Below are 20651 nucleotides of genomic sequence, written 5' to 3' on the forward strand. Positions count from 1 at the left end.
TTTACCAAGATTTAAAAGGGTTGTTACTCAAATAAGCATTGTAATAACGTTCGTCGGAGGTGACTTCTTCTCCTAACCAATTGGGTTTTTCAAAAGATTCATTTTCCGATTGTAGTTCAATTTCGGCAACAATTAAACCTTCGTTTTCGCCAAAAAAAACATCGACTTCAAAAAGATGATTTTCATACATCACGTTATATCGAATTTTATCAATAGCGCCTTTTTCGCAAAGTGGCAATAAGGCTTCGGCTTCAGAAATTGCAATTTCTTTTTCCCACTCAAAACGGCTCATGCCTGAATCGTTTCCTTTACCTTTTATGGTTAAAAAGCCTTTGTCTCCTTTGATTCTAACTCTAACGGTTCTTTCAGGATTTGAATTCAGATAACCTTGCACAATTCTAAAGTTTACGCTGCTTTCTGAGATGAAATCGCGATTGGTAACGAGGAATTTGCGTTCTATTTCTACCAAAATTTAATATTTATTTAGGCATCTAAATTACGAAAAAAACCTTTCAATTTGTATCTTTACCCATATTAGACCTAAATCAGGAATATGCTACGAAGAAAAACGAATACAACACCCGATACCATCATTAAAAATTATTTTAATGAATTGCAGCTTTGGAAAAACGAAGAGAACGATATTGATATATTGGTTCAATTTGTGAATTCGATTCGTCCAAAAAACCCAAAGAAACTTGAAAAATTTAGTGTTTTCCCAATAATTGAGTTTTTTTCGAATCATCAAACCGAAAGAGAAAATTTTGTTGTCTATTTAAAAACCGTGCTGCAAAACAAAAATTTTGACGCCATTTTAACCGATGCTGGAATTCTACAAGATATCGATTTCTTTTACGAAGTAAAAAAGCGAATTTTCGCCAAAATCCTTCCATATCAAGCACCAAAAGACTCACTGCAATACGTTTTAAATCAGATTTTTTATGCTGATTCTGATCCAATTTGGATTAATAAAATTCCGAAAACAGAATTAGAAACTCTTTTCGATTTGTTTCAATTTGAAACCATTTATGAATCGGTTGAAGTTCATTCGCCTTTGTACGAAGTAATGGAAGCCATAAATCTGTTGTCGCAACGTACCAGTGGAAAAGCTTTAGAGACCGATGTAATGAAAATGGTTCCGGAATATTCTGGTTTAGAAAGTCCGTTTGCGGCTTTTGAAAAAGAATTATACGCTATTGAAAAAACCATTCGAAACAAGGAATCGGAATTTTATACGACTTCATCAGACATCAATTTCAAGCAATTATTGGTGTTGTATAAGCAATGTAGCGAATTTGTCGAGAAAGCCTTTCAAAACTCTTCTAAATATGGAATTTCGTTACGCGTGAACCAAAACCTATTAAGCATAAAACAACATTTGTATCGCATTGGTGTTTTGATGCCGCTTTTAGTAATCGATAAACCTGAAGAAAAGAAATCAAAATCGATAGAACTAGCTATCAAACTAATTAAATACAATTGTTTAAAAACCAACGTAAGAAAACTATTTGCTGAAAGCACGCAATTGTTGTCTTATGAAATCACACAACATACCGCAAAAACAGGCGAACATTATATTACCGAATCGAAAACCGAATATTTCAAAATGTTATATGCGGCGATTGGTGGCGGGTTAATTGTTGGTATTTTGTGTATCATAAAATTATTGTTGTCCAAAATTGAAACTTCTGATTTTGGTCATGCTTTTTTCTATAGCATGAATTATTCGTTTGGTTTTATTGCGATTTATGTTTTAGGATTTACTTTGGCTACCAAACAGCCAGCCATGACAGCCGCAGCGTTAATTAGCGCTTTGGAAGATGGTTTAAAAAAGCAAGCCAATGGCGACGGTGAAAAACACAGTAGTTTTGCCATTTTATTCGCTCGATTGTTCCGTTCGCAGTTTATTGCGTTTGTAGGAAATGTGGTCATGGCGTTTCCAGTGGCGTTGTTGGGAATTTGGCTAATCGATTTGGGTTTCAATTACAATATTGCCGAAACTAAATGGGAAAAATTGGTTACAGATTTAAGTCCGATACATTCTATGGCGATTTTTCATGCTGCTATTGCTGGATTTTTCTTGTTCTTGTCGGGAATTATTTCGGGAAGCATTGCGAATCGTGATAAACATTTTGATGTGTATTATCGTATTCAAGAACATCCGTTGTTAAAATTAAATTTCGGAAAAGCTAGAGCAGAAAAAATTTCAAAATGGTACGAACGCTATTGGGCAGGAATCATTTCCAATTTTTGGTTCGGTGTTTTCTTAGGAAGTACGGCTTCAATAGGTTTGTTTTTGGGATTAAATTTAGATATTCGACATATTACATTTGCCAGCGGGAACTTAGCTTTAGCGGTTTATGGTGCCAATTATATGGTGAGTAACGTGATGTTGTTTTGGGGTGTTTTAGGAATCGGAATTATAGGTTTTGTGAACTTTTTAGTAAGTTTTGGATTGTCTTTAGGTTTGGCTTTTCGTTCGAGAAACATTCCATTAACGGAGTTAAAACCAATTATTACCTCAATCAAGAAACATTTTTTTAGAAAACCAATGAGTTTCTTTTTTCCTACCGAGTAATTTATGAGTGAGCACTACCGAAAAATAATTCACGTTGACATGGATGCGTTTTATGCATCGGTAGAGCAAATGGATAATCCTGAGCTTAAAGGAAAACCTTTGGCTGTTGGAGGTAGCGAAGTTCGTGGTGTGGTTTCAGCAGCAAGTTACGAAGCTAGAAAATTTGGTGTTCGAAGTGCAATTAGCGGAATTCAAGCGAAGAAATTATGTCCCGATTTAATTTTTGTGCGACCACGATTTGACCGTTACAAAGAAATTTCGAAGAAAATCAGAAAGATATTCCACGATTACACCGATTTAGTTGAACCGTTATCGCTCGATGAAGCCTATTTAGATGTTACTGAAAACAAAAAAGGCAATCCCAGCGCGACTTTAATTGCACAAGAAATCAGAAAACGCATTTTTGAAGAAGTTGGACTCACAGCTTCGGCAGGAATTTCCGTAAATAAATTTGTAGCAAAAATTGCTTCCGATTACAACAAACCCAACGGACAAAAAACGGTAAATCCAGATGAGGTAGAAGCCTTTTTAGAAAAATTAGATGTAAAAAAGTTTTATGGTGTAGGCAAAGTTACGGCAGAAAAAATGTACCAATTAGGTATTTTTACAGGTTATGATTTAAAGCAAAAATCGTTAGAATATCTCGAAAAACACTTTGGCAATAGTGGTTTGCATTATTACCAAATTGTGCGAGGCATTCACAACAGTGCGGTAAAACCCAACCGAAAAATTAAATCAGTAGGAGCGGAGCGCACTTTTGGTGAGAATTTATCTTCTGAAATTTTCATGGAAGAACGCTTGCTAAGTATTGCCAAAGAATTAGAAAAACGCCTCCAAAAAAGCAAAATTTCAGGGAAAACCATCACCTTAAAAATAAAATATTCTGATTTCACCTTACAAACCAGAAGCAAAACTTTACTGTATTTTGTAAATGATAAAAACATCATTTTAGACGTTGCCAAAGATTTACTTTACCAAGAACGCCTAAGGAACTCCGTACGATTACTAGGAATTTCTATCCACAACCTAAACAACGAAGAAAAGACCAAAACCGAGTTGCCACAAAAAAGTGTTTCGGTGCAATTGAAGTTTGAGTTTTAGAAAAGTTGAAATTTTAACATAAACTGCAGAAAAACTACAGCAATGGTTTTATTGAACCTTTTTAAATTGCGCCTTGTAAATAGTATGAACTATATGTTATTTACTAGTTGCAAGAAACCTTATAACATTTGGAGTGTAAAATTGATGCTTGAAAAACAGGAAAAAGACATTTTAAAATAAGAAACCCAATAAACACTGGAAAATAAAATTGAAAATGTACAGAAAATCTGTAACAACTTGTCAGAAACATTATTTTAGCTTTGCTCCATACAAATTATAAGTAAACTTTAAAGCGTTGTCGGCAGATAACTTATTAAACTTTGATTTAAAGAAATTAATGAAACGGTTAGCATTCTAATAGAAAAAATTTGAAACGACTATTTCAAGATGGTTCTACACTTTTTGAGATTATTTTGTAGAATTTTGAAAATTACCTGAGGTTTTCAGAATTAGTAATCAGGAAAAATAATTAAAAAATCTGTTACTTAATAAAATTGAAAAGTAACATAATACATTTACCAATATGAGGAAAATAATCTTCGGCTTAGTTGCCACATTAGCACTTTTTAATTTTATTTCTTGTTCAGATAACAATGAAATTGAAGAAAACTCTAATAATAAAAGAATTTCACAAGACTTAAATCAAGAGAATGTATATAATTTTGTAAAAAGACATGTAGAATTAAATGATAAAATTATTTCTATTTTAGAAAATGAAACAAATTTAAATAATGAAATCTTATTTAATTATTCATCTGAAAATTGTACTAGTGAAAATGAATTTAAAAGTATTTTGCAAAATTCTGGTATAATAGAATTTAATGAATTAAGTGAGTTAATTTCACTTCAAGTTCAAAACAGTAAAATATTCCAGTCGAATAATCCAGCTTTTTATAATTTAGATAAAATAGAACAAGATAAACTGTTGACTAAATATGTTGATGAAGTATTAAACGAAAACTTAATGGGATTGAATGACGAAACCAATAAAAATAATTACGTTACTTTCTCTTGTGCCAGTCAATATGCTACAGCAAAAAATCGCTGCCAGAGAAATTTAAATAGAGATGGGACTTTTGCAATAATAGGTTGTCTTGCAGGTCCATGGGCATGCGGAGTAGGTTTATTATATGCTGGTGCTACCCATACAGATTGCATGAAAGATGCCAAAGAAGATTATGAAACTTGCTTAAATAATTAATATAAACATGAAAAATAAATTTCAAATATATGCTATAATAGTTTTATCATTTTATTTTTTACCAAAGTTGTTAAAAATAAAAGGTTTTACTGAAAACATATGGTATGACATTATTTGCTTTATCGCAATTATCGTTTTAGCTTTTTTTGAATTAAAAAAACTATTAAAATTCGACAAATTAAATAATACAAATAAATTTAAACAAAGAATATTATTAGTAATTGCAGCATTAATTGTGTTAATATTATTTAGAATATACATAGTAAACTAACCTTATTAATAATTAAATTTTGTTAACCCCCGCTCCCGCGTGAATCCTTCGCGTGGTAATATATAATGAACAAAACCTCCATTTTCAATTCAAAATGGAGGTTTTTTCATTCCATTTCCCCGCTTAAACAAGCGTTAAAGTTCGTTTTTAATAGCTATTGGTTTGTTTTTATTTTTAGTTTTATCCCAAATTACAATCGTTATGGAGTTCAAAGTTTACGATGCTGCGTTTGCAAAACAGTATGAAAATGGTACTATAAAGGCAATGCCGCTAGTGTCTTGGGATATTTATTCTCAGTATTTGTTGCAAACTAATGTATTGCTTCACGATGTAAATTCTTTACATCAAATAGCCAATAAAAATCAGTGGAAGTCGGTTTGGGATTATAAAGAAAGTTTACAAGACGAAACCGTAATTGTAGTTACGGATGCGCACTTAAAAATCGTTTTTGCTAGTAAAAACATCGAAAAAATGAACGGCTACGAGGCAAAAGAAGTCGTTGGAAACTCGCCAAAAATGTTTCAAGGCGCCAAAACCGATTTACAAGTTAGTAACGAAATCAGACTAGCCATTTTAAACAAAGTGCCGTTTGAGAAAAACGTAATCAATTATTGCAAAGACGGTTCGGTTTACAATTGTCACATCAAAGGATTTCCAATTTTCAATCATAAGGGAGAAGTAACTAATTTTATCGCATTTGAAAAAATAGCGGCTTAAAACGAACATATATAAAACAAAAACGAGTGCTAAAATTATTTTTAGCACTCGTTTTTTTATGTTGAAATGAGATTATTCTATTTCAGAAACTCTTAATGTGTTTACCATTCCTTTGGCAACAATTGGCATTGCAGCTAAGTTAACGACCATATCACCTTTTTTCACATATTTCTTTTCTTGGCAAATGGTGTTGATGTCTTCAATCGTGTCATCTGTACTTACTAATTTGTCATAGAAATACGCTCTAACTCCCCATAAAAGGTTCAATTGCGTTAAGATTCTTCTGTTAGAAGTAAATACTAAAATGTGCGATTTTGGGCGCCAAGCCGAAATTTGAAACGCCGTATAACCAGAATTTGTTAAGGTTGTAATCGCTTTTGCATTAATGGTATCAGCCATTTGAGCCGCGTGATAACAAATCGATTTGGTAATATAACGACTGTTTTTTATTTGTGGTTGCGAAATTGGCACTTTAATAAGTGGCGAATCTTCCACGCTTTCAATAATACGAGTCATGGTTTCAATAACTTCCACAGGATAATTTCCAACCGAAGTTTCACCAGATAACATTACCGCATCAGCTCCGTCCATAACCGAGTTGGCTACGTCGTTTACTTCGGCACGTGTTGGAGTTAAAGAGGTAATCATCGTTTCCATCATTTGTGTTGCCACAATTACCGGTATACGAGCTGTTTTTGCTCTGTGAATCAATTTTTTCTGAATCAAAGGCACTTCTTCCGCCGGAACTTCCACTCCTAAATCGCCACGAGCAACCATCAAACCATCACAAAATGCTACGATTTTGTCAATGTTTTCAACCGCTTCTGGTTTTTCAATTTTGGCAATAATTGGAATTTTATGATCGGAATGTTTTGCAATTAAATCTTGTAAATCTTCTAAGTCTTTTGGTGTTCTCACAAACGATAAAGCAATCCAATCCACTTTATTTTCAATCGCAAAAATCGCATCGCGAATGTCTTTTTCGGTTAAAGCAGGTAACGAAACTTTAGTGTTAGGTAAGTTTACTCCTTTTTTTGATCTCAAAGGACCACCTTGCACTACAACCGCTTCAACTTCGGTGTTTTTATCGGTTTTAGTAACTTCAAAAATTAATTTTCCGTCGTCTAATAAAATTCTTTCTCCAGGATTTACATCTTTTGGAAATTCTTTGTAGTTCATGTACACTCTCGAAGCTGTTCCTAAGATATCTTCTGCTGTGGTGAACGTAATAATATCGCCTTTGCTAACTACTACATCTTCTTTCATTACACCTACGCGTAATTTTGGACCTTGTAAATCGCCTAAAATAGAAGTTGTATAGCCAAACTCATCGTTTAGCTCTCTAATCATTTGAATTCGTTCGGTAACATCAGTATAATCGGCGTGCGAAAAGTTAACTCTAAATACGTTAACTCCGGCATCAATCATTTTTTTTATTACTTCTTTTGTACTACAGGCTGGGCCTAGTGTAGCTACAATTTTAGTCTTTTTGTTTGTTGGCATTTTAATTAAAAAATTAAATTATTTTTAGATTTTAAGTTCGTGATATCAATCGCGTAAGCCGTAGTTACATTTTTAATTTCCTGAATTTTCTCAATTATGGATTCTGAGTCAAATCCGTAATCGATATTTTCAATTTTAATAAGGTAATCGGCTTTTTTAAATTCGGGTAGTAAAAAAACAGTGATGTCTACTTGCTCAAATAATGAGGTTGTTTGTTTGTTGGAATTGATAATCGTGGTTTTGTTTTCGATTAACGTCCAAACAACATCGTTTTTTTCATCATCAAAAATGTAATTACTAAAAGCACTTTTTCCTTCAGGAATGGCGATTTCTACATAAGCATTATTTTTGCTTAATTGAACGCCTAATTCCTTGTTCAGCATATAAGCCAATTTGTAATCATCTAAAGATGAATGCACGGCAATAAGCTCATAATCATCTGAAACAAAATCGTTTATTTGAATTTTATGAATGGCCATTACCAAAATTTAAGTTGTAAAGATAAGACTAAAATCTATTAAAAAGTACCCATTTACGTGTTCTTAACGTTAATTTAGTAACGAAAACGTTTTAGTACTGGGTTATTTTTTTGAAATTTTTTCTTGCAAAGCAAAATAAGCGCGTTGTGATGCTTTTTCTTCTGCTTTTTTCTTAGAAGTAGCTCTTGCTCGGGCAATAATTTTTTGGTCGATAAGCAATTTTACCCCAAAATATTTCTGACCTTCGATGCCGTTATCTTCTACAAAATCAAAAAAGAACGACATTTTTTCTTTCTGACACCATTCGATGATTAAACTTTTGTAGCTGATAACTTTTCCTTCTAATTTGGCAATATCTACATATTGTTTGATGATTTTATTTTGAATGAATTTTTCGCAATATGTAAAACCTCTATCCAAATAAATAGCACCAATAAATGCTTCAAATAAATTACCATGAATGTTTTCACCAAACTGATTTGAATTTATTTTACTTTCTACAAATTGAAGCAAGTTAAAATCACGACCAAGTTCGTTTAAATGTTCTCTACTCACAATTTTCGAACGCATTTTTGTCAAATACCCTTCATCTCCTGACGGTACTTCGTTGTATAAATGAGCCGCAATTACGCTACCTAACATAGCATCACCCAAAAATTCTAAACGCTCATAATTGAACGGATTTCCTTTTTCGTCTACTTTATTGGTAGAGCGGTGCGTGAATGCTTTTTTGTAATATCTAAGCTCTTTAGGTTCGAAACCTAGTATTTTGGTAATTTTTTCAAAAAAAATCCCGTCTTCTTGAGAACGGGAGTTTTTTCGTATTTTATTTAATAAACGACGCATGTGTTTAGTCTTCCAATTTTTTAAATAATACACAAGCATTGTGTCCACCAAAACCAAATGTATTGCTCATCGCCACTTTAATTTCGCGTTTTTGCGCTTTATTTAAAGTTAAATTCAATTCTGGGTTAATGTTTTCATCTACAACTGTGTGGTTAATCGTTGGAGGAACGATACTGTGTTGCATGGCTAAGATAGAAGCAATTGCTTCGATAGCACCAGCAGCACCAAGTAAATGTCCTGTCATTGATTTGGTAGAGTTGATATTAATATTTTTTGCATGAGCGCCAAAAACATGACTAATTGCTTTTAATTCGGCAACATCACCTAAAGGAGTTGAAGTTCCGTGTGTGTTGATATGGTCAACCATTTCTGGTGTCATTCCAGCATCACGTAAAGTGTTTTCCATTACTGCAATAACTCCAATTCCTTCCGGATGTGGAGCTGTTAAATGGTAAGCGTCAGAAGACATTCCTCCACCACCAACTTCACAGTAAATTCTAGCACCACGCGCTTTTGCATGTTCGTATTCTTCTAATACTAATGCACCAGCACCTTCGCCAAGAACAAAACCGTCACGTGTAGCATCAAAAGGTCTTGAAGCTGTTTCTGGACTTTCGTTTCTTGTAGATAAGGCGTGCATAGAATTAAATCCACCCATTCCTGCAATGGTTACAGCTGCTTCAGAACCACCTGAAATGATAACATCACACATTCCTAAACGAATGTAGTTGAAGGCATCAATCAAGGCATTAGCCGAAGAAGCACAAGCAGAAACTGTAGTATAGTTTGGACCCATATAGCCATTTCTCATAGAAATATGAGCTGGAGCAATATCGGCAATCATTTTAGGAATAAAGAAAGGATTGAACTTTGGAGTTCCATCACCTTTGGCATAATACATTACTTCTTCTTGGAAAGTTTCTAAACCTCCAATACCAGCACCCCAAATTACACCTACTCTATGTTTGTTTACATTGTCTGAAGTAATTCCAGCGTCTTTAATAGCTTCGTCACTTGCAGCAATGGCATATTGAGCAAATTTATCCAATCGGCGCGATTCCTTACGATCCATATAATCTTCGATGTTGAAGTTTTTTACTTCACACGCAAATTTGGTTTTATGTTTTTCAGTATCGTAATACGTTATAGGTGCAGCACCACTTTTCCCATTTACTAAACCATCCCAGTATTCTTGAATGGAATTTCCAATTGGGGTTAATGCTCCAAGGCCAGTTACAACAACACGCTTTAATTGCATATCCTTATTTTTAAAATATCGTTTAAACAAATAATACCCGTGTTTTCTTTAGTTTATAATAGTAAAGAGACAAGGGTATTTCAATATAATGTGATTGAAATTCAATCAAAAATAGTCTAATTTCTTAAAATAATAAAAACCCGCATGCAAAAAAATGCACACGGGCGTTTTATTTATTATTTTTTAGCTTCTTCGATGTAAGAAATAGCTTGACCTACAGTAGCAATGTTTTCAGCTTGGTCGTCTGGAATTTGAATATCAAATTCTTTTTCGAACTCCATAATAAGCTCAACAGTGTCTAATGAATCAGCTCCTAAATCGTTTGTGAAGCTAGCTTCTGTTACAACTTCGTTTTCGTCAACACCTAATTTGTCTACGATAATCGCTTTTACTCTTGATGCAATGTCTGACATAATCTTTTAATTTTTAATTTAATTTGTTGGCAAAAATAAAAAACTTTATTTTAAAACAACCTTTTTGTTACTAAATGTGACCACGAATTTAAAAAAAATAATTCACAAAGGCCTCTTTTTTTTATTTTTTACCAATTTTTATTCTTTTTTTTGTGGGAAGAAATCAATACGAAATGAAGAATATTGTGCTTTTTGCTTCCGGAAATGGCTCAAATGCCGAAGAAATAATCAGGTATTTTAAAAAAAATAACCAAGGAACTGTAGTCGCCATCTTCTCTAACAAACCAGATGCCAAAGTGTTAGATAGAGCAAAAAATCATAACATTCTTTCAGTGGTTTTTAACAAAGCACAATTAAATGAAGGTTTTGTACTCGAAAAATTACATCAGTTTCAACCCGATTTAATTGTTTTAGCTGGATTTCTATTAAAATTTCCTGAGTCCATATTAAAAGAATATCCAAAAGTGATTAATATTCATCCTGCGTTATTGCCAAAATATGGCGGAAAAGGAATGTATGGTATGAATGTGCATCAAGCCGTTTTGGAAAATAATGAAAAAGAAACCGGAATTACCATTCATTATGTAAACGAACATTACGATGAAGGCGAATTTATTTTTCAAAAAGCTGTAAATATTGAAGATTGTAAATCGGCTGAAGAAATTGCACACAAAATTCACGAATTGGAACATCAATATTTTCCTGAAATAATTTCCGAAGTTCTAAATTCAAATTTTTAGGAACACAGATTGAAGAAATCGTAATAATTAATTAAAATCTTTTATGAACTTATATTCTCAAATTGCTTTGCTTTAAAAGCTTATATGACTTATATGTTTAAAAGATAATAAATTTTAAAGTTAAATTTTGTCACACGAAGTCCACATATATACAGACGGTGCTGCCAAGGGAAATCCTGGTCCAGCTGGCTATGGCGTGGTGATGGAAATGGTAGGAACGCCTTATAAAAAAGAATTTTACGAAGGTTTTAGATTGTCGACCAATAATAGAATGGAATTATTAGCGGTAATTGTAGGTTTAGAAAAATTAAAAAACCCAAAAACTAAAGTCTTAGTCGTTTCAGATTCCAAATATGTGGTGGATTCGGTAGAAAAGCGTTGGGTATTTCAGTGGGAAAAAATAAACTTCAAAGCCAAGAAAAATCCAGATTTATGGTTGCGTTTCTTAAAAATTTACCGCCGACACCAAGTTGATTTTCAATGGGTAAAAGGCCACAACAGTCATCCACAAAACGAACGCTGCGATGAATTAGCGGTTATGGCATCGCAACAAGGCAACTTATCGATTGATGAGTTTTATGAGAGGGAAGAAGGGAAGTTGTTGTAGGTTTTCCGAAACTTTCCGCATATAACCTTTTGCAACTCTGCAACTAAAAGATTATCTTTGCACCTTATTTCAAATTCAATTTAATGAACAAACTATTAATAGTAGGAACAGTAGCTTTTGATGCTATTGAAACACCTTTCGGAAAAACAGACAAAATTTTAGGTGGAGCCGCGACTTACATTGGTTTAGCGTCTAACTTTTTTAATGTAGATGCAGCAGTAGTTTCTGTGGTTGGTGAAGATTTTCCAAAGGAATATTTAGATTTATTAGAAAATAAAGGAGTAAATATCGAAGGAATCGAAATCGTAAAAGGAGGGAAAACCTTCTTTTGGAGTGGAAAATACCACAACGACTTAAATTCTCGCGATACTTTAGTTACCGAATTAAACGTTTTGGCCGATTTTAATCCAGTTGTGCCACAAGCGTATAAAAATTCGGATGTAGTTTTATTAGGAAACTTACACCCAATTGTACAATCAGGCGTTTTAAACCAAATGTCTGAAAGACCAAAATTAGTTGTTTTAGATACAATGAACTTTTGGATGGATTGTGCTTTACCAGAATTATTAGACGTTATCAAGCGTGTAGATGTAATCACCATCAACGATGAAGAAGCGCGTCAGTTATCAGGAGAATATTCTTTGGTAAAAGCGGCTGCTAAAATTCATACCATGGGACCAAAATATGTGGTTATCAAAAAAGGAGAACACGGAGCGTTATTGTTCCACAACAAGGACGTATTCTTTGCTCCAGCATTACCATTAGAAGAAGTGTTTGATCCAACGGGAGCTGGTGATACTTTCGCAGGAGGTTTTGCAGGTTACATTGCACAATCAGAAAACATTTCGTTTAGCAATTTGAAAAACGCTATTATTTACGGTTCAAATTTAGCTTCTTTCTGTGTGGAGAAATTTGGAACAGAACGAATGGAGAATTTAGATAAAAATGAAGTGAATGCGCGTTTGAAACAATTCAAAGCCTTAACACAATTTGAAATAGAATTAGAAGAATAAAAACGTGCCTCGAAATTTCGGGGCATTTTTTGTTTGAAAAATAAATATAAAACACATAGACACATAGTTTAAGTTTTATTAATTAGTTGGTTACAAGAAATAAATTTCACACATAGTTATGTTATCTATTTTGAGCGAAGCGACTTTTTACATTAAGTTTAACTATGAATCTATGTGTTAAAAAAAGAAAATACAACAACCTACAACAACACAACAACTTATGAGTGACGCTATACAACACGAATGTGGAATTGCATTACTACGATTAAAAAAACCGTTAGAATTCTATAAAGAAAAATACGGAACCGCTTTCTATGGGGTACAAAAAATGTACTTACTTATGGAAAAGCAACACAACCGCGGTCAAGACGGAGCGGGATTAGCAAGTATTAAATTGGATGTAAATCCAGGTGAAAGATACATCAGCCGTATTCGTTCAAACGACCCGCAACCTATTAAGGATATCTTCGCTCAAATTAACGACAGAATCAGTCGCGAGTTAGAAGAACATCCAGAATATCAAAACAATGTGGCACTTCAAAAACAGAATATTCCATATTTGGGAGAAGTGTTTTTAGGTCACGTTCGTTATGGAACTTTCGGTAAAAATAGCATCGAAAGTGTTCACCCTTTTTTACGTCAAAACAATTGGATGCATCGTAATTTAATTGTTGCGGGAAATTTCAATATGACTAATGTAAAGGAGTTGTTTCAAAACTTAATTGACTTAGGACAACACCCAAAACAAATGGCCGATACTGTTACCGTAATGGAAAAAATCGGGCATTTCTTAGATGATGAAGTTACCGAATTATACAAACAATGCAAATTAGAAGGTTTTTCTAAACAAGAAGCTTCACCAATTATCGGAGAACGATTAAATGTGCAACGCATTTTAGAACGTGCTTCCCGTAATTTTGACGGAGGTTATGCAATGGCTGGACTTTTTGGTCATGGAGATTCGTTTGTTTTGCGTGATCCAGCTGGAATTCGTCCTGCGTATTTCTACGAAGATGATGAAATTGTAGTAGTCGCTTCAGAACGTCCTGTTATTCAAACGGTTTTCAATGTGCCTTTCGAAAAAGTACAAGAATTAACGCCAGGAAGTGCTATCATCATCAAGAAAAACGGAAATGTTTCAATTCAAGAAGTTAGAACGCCGTTGATTAAAAAAGCTTGTTCATTTGAACGCATTTATTTTTCTCGCGGAAGCGATGCCGAAATCTACAGAGAACGTAAAGAATTAGGAAAATTAATTTTCCCAAGTGTTTTAAAAGCCATCGATAACGATACCGACAACACCGTTTTCTCTTTTATTCCAAATACGGCAGAAACTTCTTTTTACGGAATGTCTGAAGCGGCTCAAGATTTCTTAAATCAGCGAAAAGCCAAAATGATTATCGAGCAAAAAGATACGTTGACAGAAGAGACCTTGAAAGAATTACTTTCAGTTAAAATCAGAACGGAAAAAATTGCAATTAAAGATGCCAAATTAAGAACGTTTATTACTGAAGATAGCAGTCGTGACGATTTAGTAGCACACGTATATGATGTAACGTATGGCGTGGTAAAACCAACCGATAATTTGGTAATTATTGATGATAGTATTGTGCGAGGAACTACTTTAAAGCAAAGTATCATTAAAATGATGGATCGTTTGCATCCAAAGAAAATTGTAGTAGTTTCATCGGCACCTCAAATTCGTTACCCAGATTGTTACGGAATTGACATGGCAAAATTAGAAGGTTTAGTGGCTTTTAGAGCAGCTTTAGATTTATTGAAAGAACGTAATTTATATCATATAGTAGAAGAAGTGTACCAAAAATCGAAAGCACAAGAAGATTTTAGTGATGCTGATGTGGTGAATTATGTAAAAGAAATTTATGCACCATTCACTGATCAAGAAATTTCAGATAAAATTGCCGAAATGCTTACGCCAGAAGATACAAAAGCAGAAGTAAAAATTATTTATCAAACGGTAGAAGATTTACATATTGCTTGTCCAAAGAATTTAGGCGATTGGTATTTTACAGGAGATTATCCAACTGATGGAGGAAATCGTGTAGTAAACCGAGCATTCATGAATTTTTATGAAGGAAAAGATGCTCGTGCATATTAAAAAGTGCGTTTCATCGACTTTTTATTTCGTTTAACAATTTTTTTATAGTAATACAAAATCTCGCTATACTTTAGCTCTACCAGAAAATTAGTAGGTTAAGTTTTATGGTAGATTTGGGGCAAAAAGGGTACGCAATGCGTGCCTTTTTTTTGCCCAAAAATTGAGTTTTAACTAAAATTGAGGTGTTGTTTTATATAAAAAATGCATTTCATCGGCTTTTTAATTCGTTTAACAATTTTTTTATGCAAGCATAGTATCTTGTATTACTTTAGTCCTACCAAAAAATTAGTAGGTTAAGTTTTATGGTAGATTTGGGGCAAAAAGGGTACGCAATGCGTACCTTTTTTTTGCCCAAAAACTTAGACATTTGTTAGAGAAAATTAAAAAAACAAGTGTTTTGTTTTTTAAAATTGCATTTCATCGAGTTTTTGTGTTATTCAACAATTTTTTTGGTCACATACAATTTACTGTTCTACTTTAGCTCTACCAGAAAATTAGTAGGTTAAGTTTTATGGTAGATTTGGGGCAAAAAGGGTGAAAGAAATTTCACCTTTTTTATTTTTAATAAACTTGGTAAAATAAAAAAGCCGAAGTGTTGCCATAACGCTTCGGCTTTTTTTATATAAAAACATTTTATTTTTCAGTTGCGTATCTTCTTGCAACTTCTGTCCAGTTAATTACATTAAAAAATGCTTCAACATAATCAGGACGACGATTTTGATAGTTTAAATAATAAGCATGTTCCCAAACGTCAAGTGCTAAAACAGGTGTTCCTCCACAACCAATTCCTGGCATTAATGGATTATCTTGATTAGCCGAACTGCAAATTTCTAGTTTTCCACCTTTGTGTACACACAACCAAGCCCATCCTGAACCAAAACGCGTTGCAGCAGCTTTAGCAAATTGTGCTTTAAATTCTTCAAACGATTTAAAATCTCTTTCAATTGCTTCAGCTAAATCACCTGTTGGTAGTCCACCACCGTTTGGCGACATAACAGTCCAAAACAAATTGTGATTGTAAAAACCACCACCATTATTTCTAACCGCAGCATTGTTTGGATCTAAGTTAATTAAAAGGTTCTCAATGGTCATGCCTTCTAAATCAGTTCCTGCGATAGCAGCGTTCAAATTTGTAGTATAAGCATTGTGGTGCTTAGAATGGTGAATTTCCATTGTTCTTGCATCAATATGTGGTTCTAATGCATCGTATGCATAAGGTAATTGTGGTAATTCAAAAGCCATAATATTTTATTTTTAGATTAGTAATATTTTCACCAAATTTACAAATTAAACTTCGGAATCAAAAATAGATAGTTTCTATACCACTATTATTAAGATAAATATAACATTTGAACACAATTGCTTTTACCATATACGACGCTTCGGCTGGCTCTGGAAAAACATACACGCTAACGAAAGAATATTTAAAAATTCTTTTCTTAGCCACTAATGATGATGCCTACCGAAAAATTCTCGCAATTACGTTTACCAACAAAGCGGTAGAAGAAATGAAAAGCCGAATTGTATCAAGTTTGTACGAGTTTTCCATTGATACTACTTCTGATAAAGCGATGGAATTGCTAAAAGATGTAGCCTCGGAAACCAAATTAAGCATCGCCACTTTAAAAGATAAATCGAAAGCAATTATCAAAAATATCATTCACAATTATGCTGCTTTTGATATTTCTACGATTGATAAATTCACACACAAAGTTATTCGAACATTTGCGCAAGATTTGAATTTACCACCCAATTTTGAAGTTTCATTGGAAACCGATTCGCTTTTGCAGGAAGCCATTGATTTGGTGATTTCTAAAGCTGGTGATGATGTAAATTTGACCAAATTATTAATCGAATTTTCTAAAGAGAAAACAGACGACGATAAAAACTGGGACATTTCGGCTGAATTATTAAAGGTTGCCCAACTGATTACCAACGAAAACAATTCGGAAGAAATCAAAGAAATGTCCGATAAAAGTTTGGATGATTTTGGGGTAATCAAAAAGAAATTGCAGGAAGAAATCAAGCAATTAAAAGCCGAAACTAGCGAAGATGGAAAAAAAATCAAGCATTTTATTGAATCAAATGGCGCGAGTTTAAGTTCTTTTCCAAAGTATTTCAATGATCATTTGAATAACATTGAGTCCAATCAGTTGAAAGACTCACAAAAAAAATATTTTTCTCCTGATGATATTAAGGTTTTAAAATCGGCTAAAGATGTTGCTATTATTGAGTCGATTATTGATGAAATTGTATCGCAATTAAAATCAATTTATGATAAACTAGGAAAAATTTCAATGTATGAAGCTTTTCTACAAAACTTAAATCCACTTTCGTTATTAAATACCATTTATCAGGAGTTCAAACAAATTCAGGAGGAGCAAAATTTAGTTTCGATTTCCGATTTTAATAAAATCATTCACAATGAGATTCAAAATCAGCCAGCGCCTTTTATTTACGAGCGTTTGGGTGAAAAATACCGTCATTATTTTATCGATGAATTTCAGGATACTTCGGTGATGCAATGGCAAAATTTAATTCCGTTAATTGATAACGCTTTATCAGGTCAAGACGATTTTGGCCAACAAGGGACGTTGATGTTGGTAGGTGATCCAAAACAAGCCATTTACCGTTGGCGTGGTGGAAAAGCCGAACAATTTATTGATTTAGCAAAAGAAGATAAAAAGCACAATCCGTTTTCCAATAAGGATAAAGAAACGCTTCGTTTAGGAACTAATTACCGTAGTTTTAGTGAAGTTATTCAGTTTAATAATGCGTTTTTCAAGCAATTATCTGATAAATTTGAAAATCCAGATTATAAAAATTTATACGAAAACCTTTCGCATCAAGAAATCAATTCCAAAATTGGCGGTTATGTGAATTTATCGTTCATCGAAGTGCCAGAAGATGAAACCGAAGTCGAAGGTTTTGATTCGGACAACGATTCGATTACAATAAAAGATAAATTTTACTTGAATCAAACGTTGCGAACCATTGAAAAATGTATTGCCAACGGATTTGAATACAAAGACATAGTCTTACTTACGCGGACCAAAGCACCCGGAATTAAATTAGCGAATTTCTTAACCGAAAACAGCGTTCCGATTTTGTCTTCGGAAACTTTATTGATTCAAAATGCTACGGAAGTAAAGTTGTTGATTGCGTTGCTTCGTTATTTGAAAAATCCAAAAGACGACGAATCGAAAGTCTATTTCTTGTATTTTATTGCGAAATATTTACAATCGGAAGTAGCAATTCACGATTTCATTTTGGCCACGAAAGATAAAAACTCCGATGAATTAGAAACGTTTTTGAAAACCATCGGAATTGAAATTTCGTTCAAAAATTGCAAGAAAAAATCGCTGTATGAAGCAGTCGAAATTTTAATTGCAACTTTTTTGAATGACAAAGTGAATACTTCGTATTTGCAATATTTCTTGGATTTGGTATTGGAAAAAGATGTAAAAGTGCAATCGAGCATTGCTGATTTCTTGGAGTATTGGGATAAAATTGGCTACCAAAAAAGTATTCCATCACCAGAAGGCACCAATGCGGTTCGTATCATGACGATTCATAAATCAAAAGGATTGGAATTTCCTGTGGTCATTTTTCCGTTTGCCGAAGAAGATTTTTCGAGAAAAATTAAAGACAAATTATGGATTCCGCTTGAAGATTCGAACATTGATTTACCAAAAGCGTTAATCAATAACAAAAAAGAAGTAGAAAGTTACGGAAACGAAGCCAAAACCATTTTTCAAACCAAAAATCAAGAAGAAGTTTTAGATACCATAAACGTTTTGTATGTAGCATTAACTCGTGCTGAAGAGCAATTGTATGTAATTTCAAATAAATTATTGACCAAAAAAGATGATTTGGTTACTAATAATTTATCGTACTATTTTATTGAATTTTTGCATAATTCTGGGAAATTTGAAGACACAAAATTGGAATACGAATTCGGAAATCCATCCCGAATTTCAACCAACAAAGCGCACGAAGGTAAAAACAATCAAATTGGTATTGTAACGCATAAATTAAATCCAAAAAACATCAAAATTGCACAACGCGAAGCTTTAATGTGGGGAACTGTGCAACAAGATGCGATTAATTTTGGAAATATTTTGCATGAAATAATGGCGTTTATTCATACTAAAGATGAGGTGGATTTAGCGATTCAAAAAGCAACTGAATTGGGATTGATCACGTTTTCTCAATATCAAATTTTCAAGGAAACGATAACGAAAATTGTACTTCATGAAGAATTGATTCCGTTTTTTGAAGCGGATGCCAAAGTATTCAATGAGCAAAACATTATAAAAAAAGCCACAAAAAACAGTAAACCTGATAGAGTTGTAATTAAAGATAATATTGCGTATTTATTAGATTATAAAACTGGAGAAAAAAACAACAAACACAAAGCGCAATTAGAAGAATATGAGTTTGCTTTGCAAGAAATGAAGTATACGGTTGCAAAAAAAGTATTAATATATATAGGTGAAAGTATAGAAATAGTAACTTTGTAACCATAAACTAATAACAACAAACAACAATAATATGTACGGAAAAATCCAACAACACCTACAAAACGAATTAAATACGATTCAAGAAAACGGATTATTTAAAAAAGAACGCATTATTACTTCACCTCAAGGAGCAGAAATTACAATTTCAACTGGCGAAACGGTCTTAAATTTTTGTGCGAACAATTATTTAGGATTGTCTTCCCATCCAGAAGTGGTTCAAGCAGCGAAAGATGCTTTGGATTCTCATGGTTTCGGAATGTCGTCAGTACGTTTTATTTGTGGAACTCAAGATATCCACAAAGAATTAGAACAAAAAATCGCTAATTTCTACGGAACAGAAGATACTATTTTATATGCAGCCGCTTTTGATGCTAACGGAGGAGTTTTTGAACCTTTACTAGGAGAAGAAGATTGTATTATTTCCGATTCTTTGAATCATGCTTCCATTATCGACGGGGTTCGTTTATGTAAAGCAGCACGTTATCGTTATGAAAATTCCAATATGGAAGATTTAGAGCAACAATTGATTAAAGCTACTGAAGCTGGTCATCGTTTTAAGCTTATTGTAACTGATGGAGTTTTTTCAATGGACGGATTAGTGGCGCCATTAGACAAAATTTGCGATTTAGCCGATAAGTATGATGCTTTAGTAATGGTTGATGAATGCCACGCAGCGGGTTTCATTGGAGCAACAGGAAAAGGGACATTAGAAGCTAAAGGTGTAATGGGAAGAGTGGATATCATCACAGGGACTTTAGGGAAAGCTTTAGGTGGTGCAATGGGTGGTTATACAACCGCTAAAAAAGAAGTGATTGAAATTTTACGCCAACGTTCGCGTCCATATTTATTTTCTAACTCGTTAGCACCTTCTATTGTAGGAGCTTCTTTAAAAGTTTTTGAATTATTAGAAAAAGACACTACACTTAGAGATAAATTAGAGTGGAATACGAATTATTTCAAAGCTGGATTAAGAAAAGCAGGCATAGATTTCATCGATGGAGACTCTGCAATTGTGCCTGTTATGCTATATGATGCTAAATTATCGCAAATAATGGCAGAAGAACTGTTAAAAAAAGGAATCTATGTTATAGGGTTTTTCTTTCCAGTTGTTCCAAAGGATAAAGCTCGTATTAGAGTGCAATTATCAGCTGCGCATACACAAGCACATTTGGATAAAGCTATAGAAGCTTTTACTGAAGTTGCCAAAAATTTAGCTATAATCAAGTAAAATCCTATAAAAAAGTAATTTTTTTTAACAAAACTTTTTGTAGTTAAAAAAAAC

At 33.4% G+C, this 20651-nt stretch carries 17 protein-coding genes; 10 read left to right on the forward strand and 7 right to left on the reverse strand.

Going from position 1 to position 20651, the window contains the following annotated elements; all coding sequences use genetic code 11:
- Position 1: 1 nt before the first annotated feature.
- Complete coding sequence (locus B2741_RS08700) at positions 2-469, reverse strand: CYTH domain-containing protein (RefSeq protein WP_291137683.1); 468 nt, start codon at positions 467-469, stop codon at positions 2-4.
- A gap of 84 nt (positions 470-553) precedes the next feature.
- Here B2741_RS08700 and B2741_RS08705 point away from each other — a divergent pair, with 84 nt between their 5' ends.
- The 4 genes from B2741_RS08705 (at position 554) to B2741_RS08720 (ending at position 5868) form a co-directional block, all read left to right on the forward strand.
- On the forward strand, positions 554-2578 hold the full coding sequence (locus B2741_RS08705; RefSeq protein WP_291137686.1) for a recombinase: 2025 nt from the start codon (positions 554-556) through the stop codon (positions 2576-2578).
- 3 nt (positions 2579-2581) lie between these two features.
- A complete protein-coding gene (gene dinB, locus B2741_RS08710) occupies positions 2582-3679 on the forward strand; it encodes a DNA polymerase IV (RefSeq protein ID WP_291137689.1) in 1098 nt (365 codons plus the stop codon).
- A 523-nt stretch (positions 3680-4202) separates the two neighbouring features.
- On the forward strand, positions 4203-4880 hold the full coding sequence (locus B2741_RS08715) for a hypothetical protein (RefSeq protein ID WP_291137692.1): 678 nt from the start codon (positions 4203-4205) through the stop codon (positions 4878-4880).
- Between the two features lie 472 nt (positions 4881-5352).
- The gene (locus B2741_RS08720; RefSeq protein ID WP_291137694.1) at positions 5353-5868 is read left to right on the forward strand and encodes a PAS domain-containing protein; all 516 of its coding nucleotides are present in this window, start codon (positions 5353-5355) and stop codon (positions 5866-5868) included.
- A 72-nt stretch (positions 5869-5940) separates the two neighbouring features.
- Here B2741_RS08720 and pyk read toward each other — a convergent pair whose 3' ends face one another.
- The 5 genes from pyk to B2741_RS08745 form a co-directional block, all read right to left on the reverse strand.
- On the reverse strand, positions 5941-7371 hold the full coding sequence (gene pyk / locus B2741_RS08725; protein WP_290820299.1) for a pyruvate kinase: 1431 nt from the start codon (positions 7369-7371) through the stop codon (positions 5941-5943).
- Positions 7372-7376: 5 nt separating this feature from the next.
- Positions 7377-7850, reverse strand: coding sequence for an IPExxxVDY family protein (locus tag B2741_RS08730; protein ID WP_291137697.1), 474 nt, complete (start codon positions 7848-7850; stop codon positions 7377-7379).
- Positions 7851-7952: 102 nt separating this feature from the next.
- The gene (gene rnc, locus B2741_RS08735) at positions 7953-8696 is read right to left on the reverse strand and encodes a ribonuclease III (protein WP_291137700.1); all 744 of its coding nucleotides are present in this window, start codon (positions 8694-8696) and stop codon (positions 7953-7955) included.
- Between the two features lie 4 nt (positions 8697-8700).
- Positions 8701-9954, reverse strand: coding sequence for a beta-ketoacyl-ACP synthase II (gene fabF, locus B2741_RS08740; RefSeq protein ID WP_291137703.1), 1254 nt, complete (start codon positions 9952-9954; stop codon positions 8701-8703).
- A gap of 176 nt (positions 9955-10130) precedes the next feature.
- A complete protein-coding gene (locus tag B2741_RS08745) occupies positions 10131-10367 on the reverse strand; it encodes an acyl carrier protein (protein WP_007137004.1) in 237 nt (78 codons plus the stop codon).
- A gap of 173 nt (positions 10368-10540) precedes the next feature.
- Here B2741_RS08745 and B2741_RS08750 point away from each other — a divergent pair, with 173 nt between their 5' ends.
- The 4 genes from B2741_RS08750 to B2741_RS08765 all read left to right on the forward strand — a co-directional run bounded on the left by B2741_RS08750 (position 10541) and on the right by B2741_RS08765 (position 14846).
- Positions 10541-11107: a phosphoribosylglycinamide formyltransferase gene (locus B2741_RS08750; protein ID WP_291137706.1), complete on the forward strand. Its 567-nt coding sequence runs from the start codon at positions 10541-10543 to the stop codon at positions 11105-11107.
- Between the two features lie 127 nt (positions 11108-11234).
- Positions 11235-11714: a ribonuclease HI gene (gene rnhA / locus B2741_RS08755; RefSeq protein WP_291137708.1), complete on the forward strand. Its 480-nt coding sequence runs from the start codon at positions 11235-11237 to the stop codon at positions 11712-11714.
- Between the two features lie 83 nt (positions 11715-11797).
- Positions 11798-12727, forward strand: coding sequence for a PfkB family carbohydrate kinase (locus tag B2741_RS08760; RefSeq protein ID WP_133609279.1), 930 nt, complete (start codon positions 11798-11800; stop codon positions 12725-12727).
- 220 nt (positions 12728-12947) lie between these two features.
- A complete protein-coding gene (locus tag B2741_RS08765; protein ID WP_291137711.1) occupies positions 12948-14846 on the forward strand; it encodes an amidophosphoribosyltransferase in 1899 nt (632 codons plus the stop codon).
- Between the two features lie 633 nt (positions 14847-15479).
- On the opposite strand, the gene B2741_RS08770 is transcribed toward B2741_RS08765, so the two are convergent.
- A complete protein-coding gene (locus B2741_RS08770; protein ID WP_291137714.1) occupies positions 15480-16088 on the reverse strand; it encodes a superoxide dismutase in 609 nt (202 codons plus the stop codon).
- Between the two features lie 107 nt (positions 16089-16195).
- On the opposite strand from B2741_RS08770, the gene B2741_RS08775 reads away from it, so the two are divergent.
- On the forward strand, positions 16196-19369 hold the full coding sequence (locus B2741_RS08775) for a UvrD-helicase domain-containing protein (protein WP_291137716.1): 3174 nt from the start codon (positions 16196-16198) through the stop codon (positions 19367-19369).
- Positions 19370-19400: 31 nt separating this feature from the next.
- On the forward strand, positions 19401-20597 hold the full coding sequence (gene kbl / locus B2741_RS08780) for a glycine C-acetyltransferase (protein WP_291137719.1): 1197 nt from the start codon (positions 19401-19403) through the stop codon (positions 20595-20597).
- The last annotated feature ends 54 nt before the right edge of the window (positions 20598-20651 follow it).

This window comes from Flavobacterium sp. UBA7663, from assembly GCF_002483315.1.
Classification (GTDB): Bacteria; Bacteroidota; Bacteroidia; order Flavobacteriales; family Flavobacteriaceae; genus Flavobacterium.

Bases quoted from the DNA above. Each gene is read 5' to 3' on its own strand.
- B2741_RS08720 (WP_291137694.1), top strand. From the start codon at position 5,353: ATGGAGTTCAAAGTTTACGATGCTGCGTTTGCAAAACAGTATGAAAAT.
- B2741_RS08765 (WP_291137711.1), top strand. From the start codon at position 12,948: ATGAGTGACGCTATACAACACGAATGTGGAATTGCATTACTACGATTA.
- B2741_RS08730 (WP_291137697.1), bottom strand. From the start codon at position 7,850: ATGGCCATTCATAAAATTCAAATAAACGATTTTGTTTCAGATGATTAT.
- B2741_RS08705 (WP_291137686.1), top strand. From the start codon at position 554: ATGCTACGAAGAAAAACGAATACAACACCCGATACCATCATTAAAAAT.
- rnc (WP_291137700.1), bottom strand. From the start codon at position 8,696: ATGCGTCGTTTATTAAATAAAATACGAAAAAACTCCCGTTCTCAAGAA.
- pyk (WP_290820299.1), bottom strand. From the start codon at position 7,371: ATGCCAACAAACAAAAAGACTAAAATTGTAGCTACACTAGGCCCAGCC.
- dinB (WP_291137689.1), top strand. From the start codon at position 2,582: ATGAGTGAGCACTACCGAAAAATAATTCACGTTGACATGGATGCGTTT.
- fabF (WP_291137703.1), bottom strand. From the start codon at position 9,954: ATGCAATTAAAGCGTGTTGTTGTAACTGGCCTTGGAGCATTAACCCCA.
- B2741_RS08770 (WP_291137714.1), bottom strand. From the start codon at position 16,088: ATGGCTTTTGAATTACCACAATTACCTTATGCATACGATGCATTAGAA.
- kbl (WP_291137719.1), top strand. From the start codon at position 19,401: ATGTACGGAAAAATCCAACAACACCTACAAAACGAATTAAATACGATT.
- B2741_RS08745 (WP_007137004.1), bottom strand. From the start codon at position 10,367: ATGTCAGACATTGCATCAAGAGTAAAAGCGATTATCGTAGACAAATTA.
- B2741_RS08760 (WP_133609279.1), top strand. From the start codon at position 11,798: ATGAACAAACTATTAATAGTAGGAACAGTAGCTTTTGATGCTATTGAA.
- B2741_RS08715 (WP_291137692.1), top strand. From the start codon at position 4,203: ATGAGGAAAATAATCTTCGGCTTAGTTGCCACATTAGCACTTTTTAAT.
- B2741_RS08750 (WP_291137706.1), top strand. From the start codon at position 10,541: ATGAAGAATATTGTGCTTTTTGCTTCCGGAAATGGCTCAAATGCCGAA.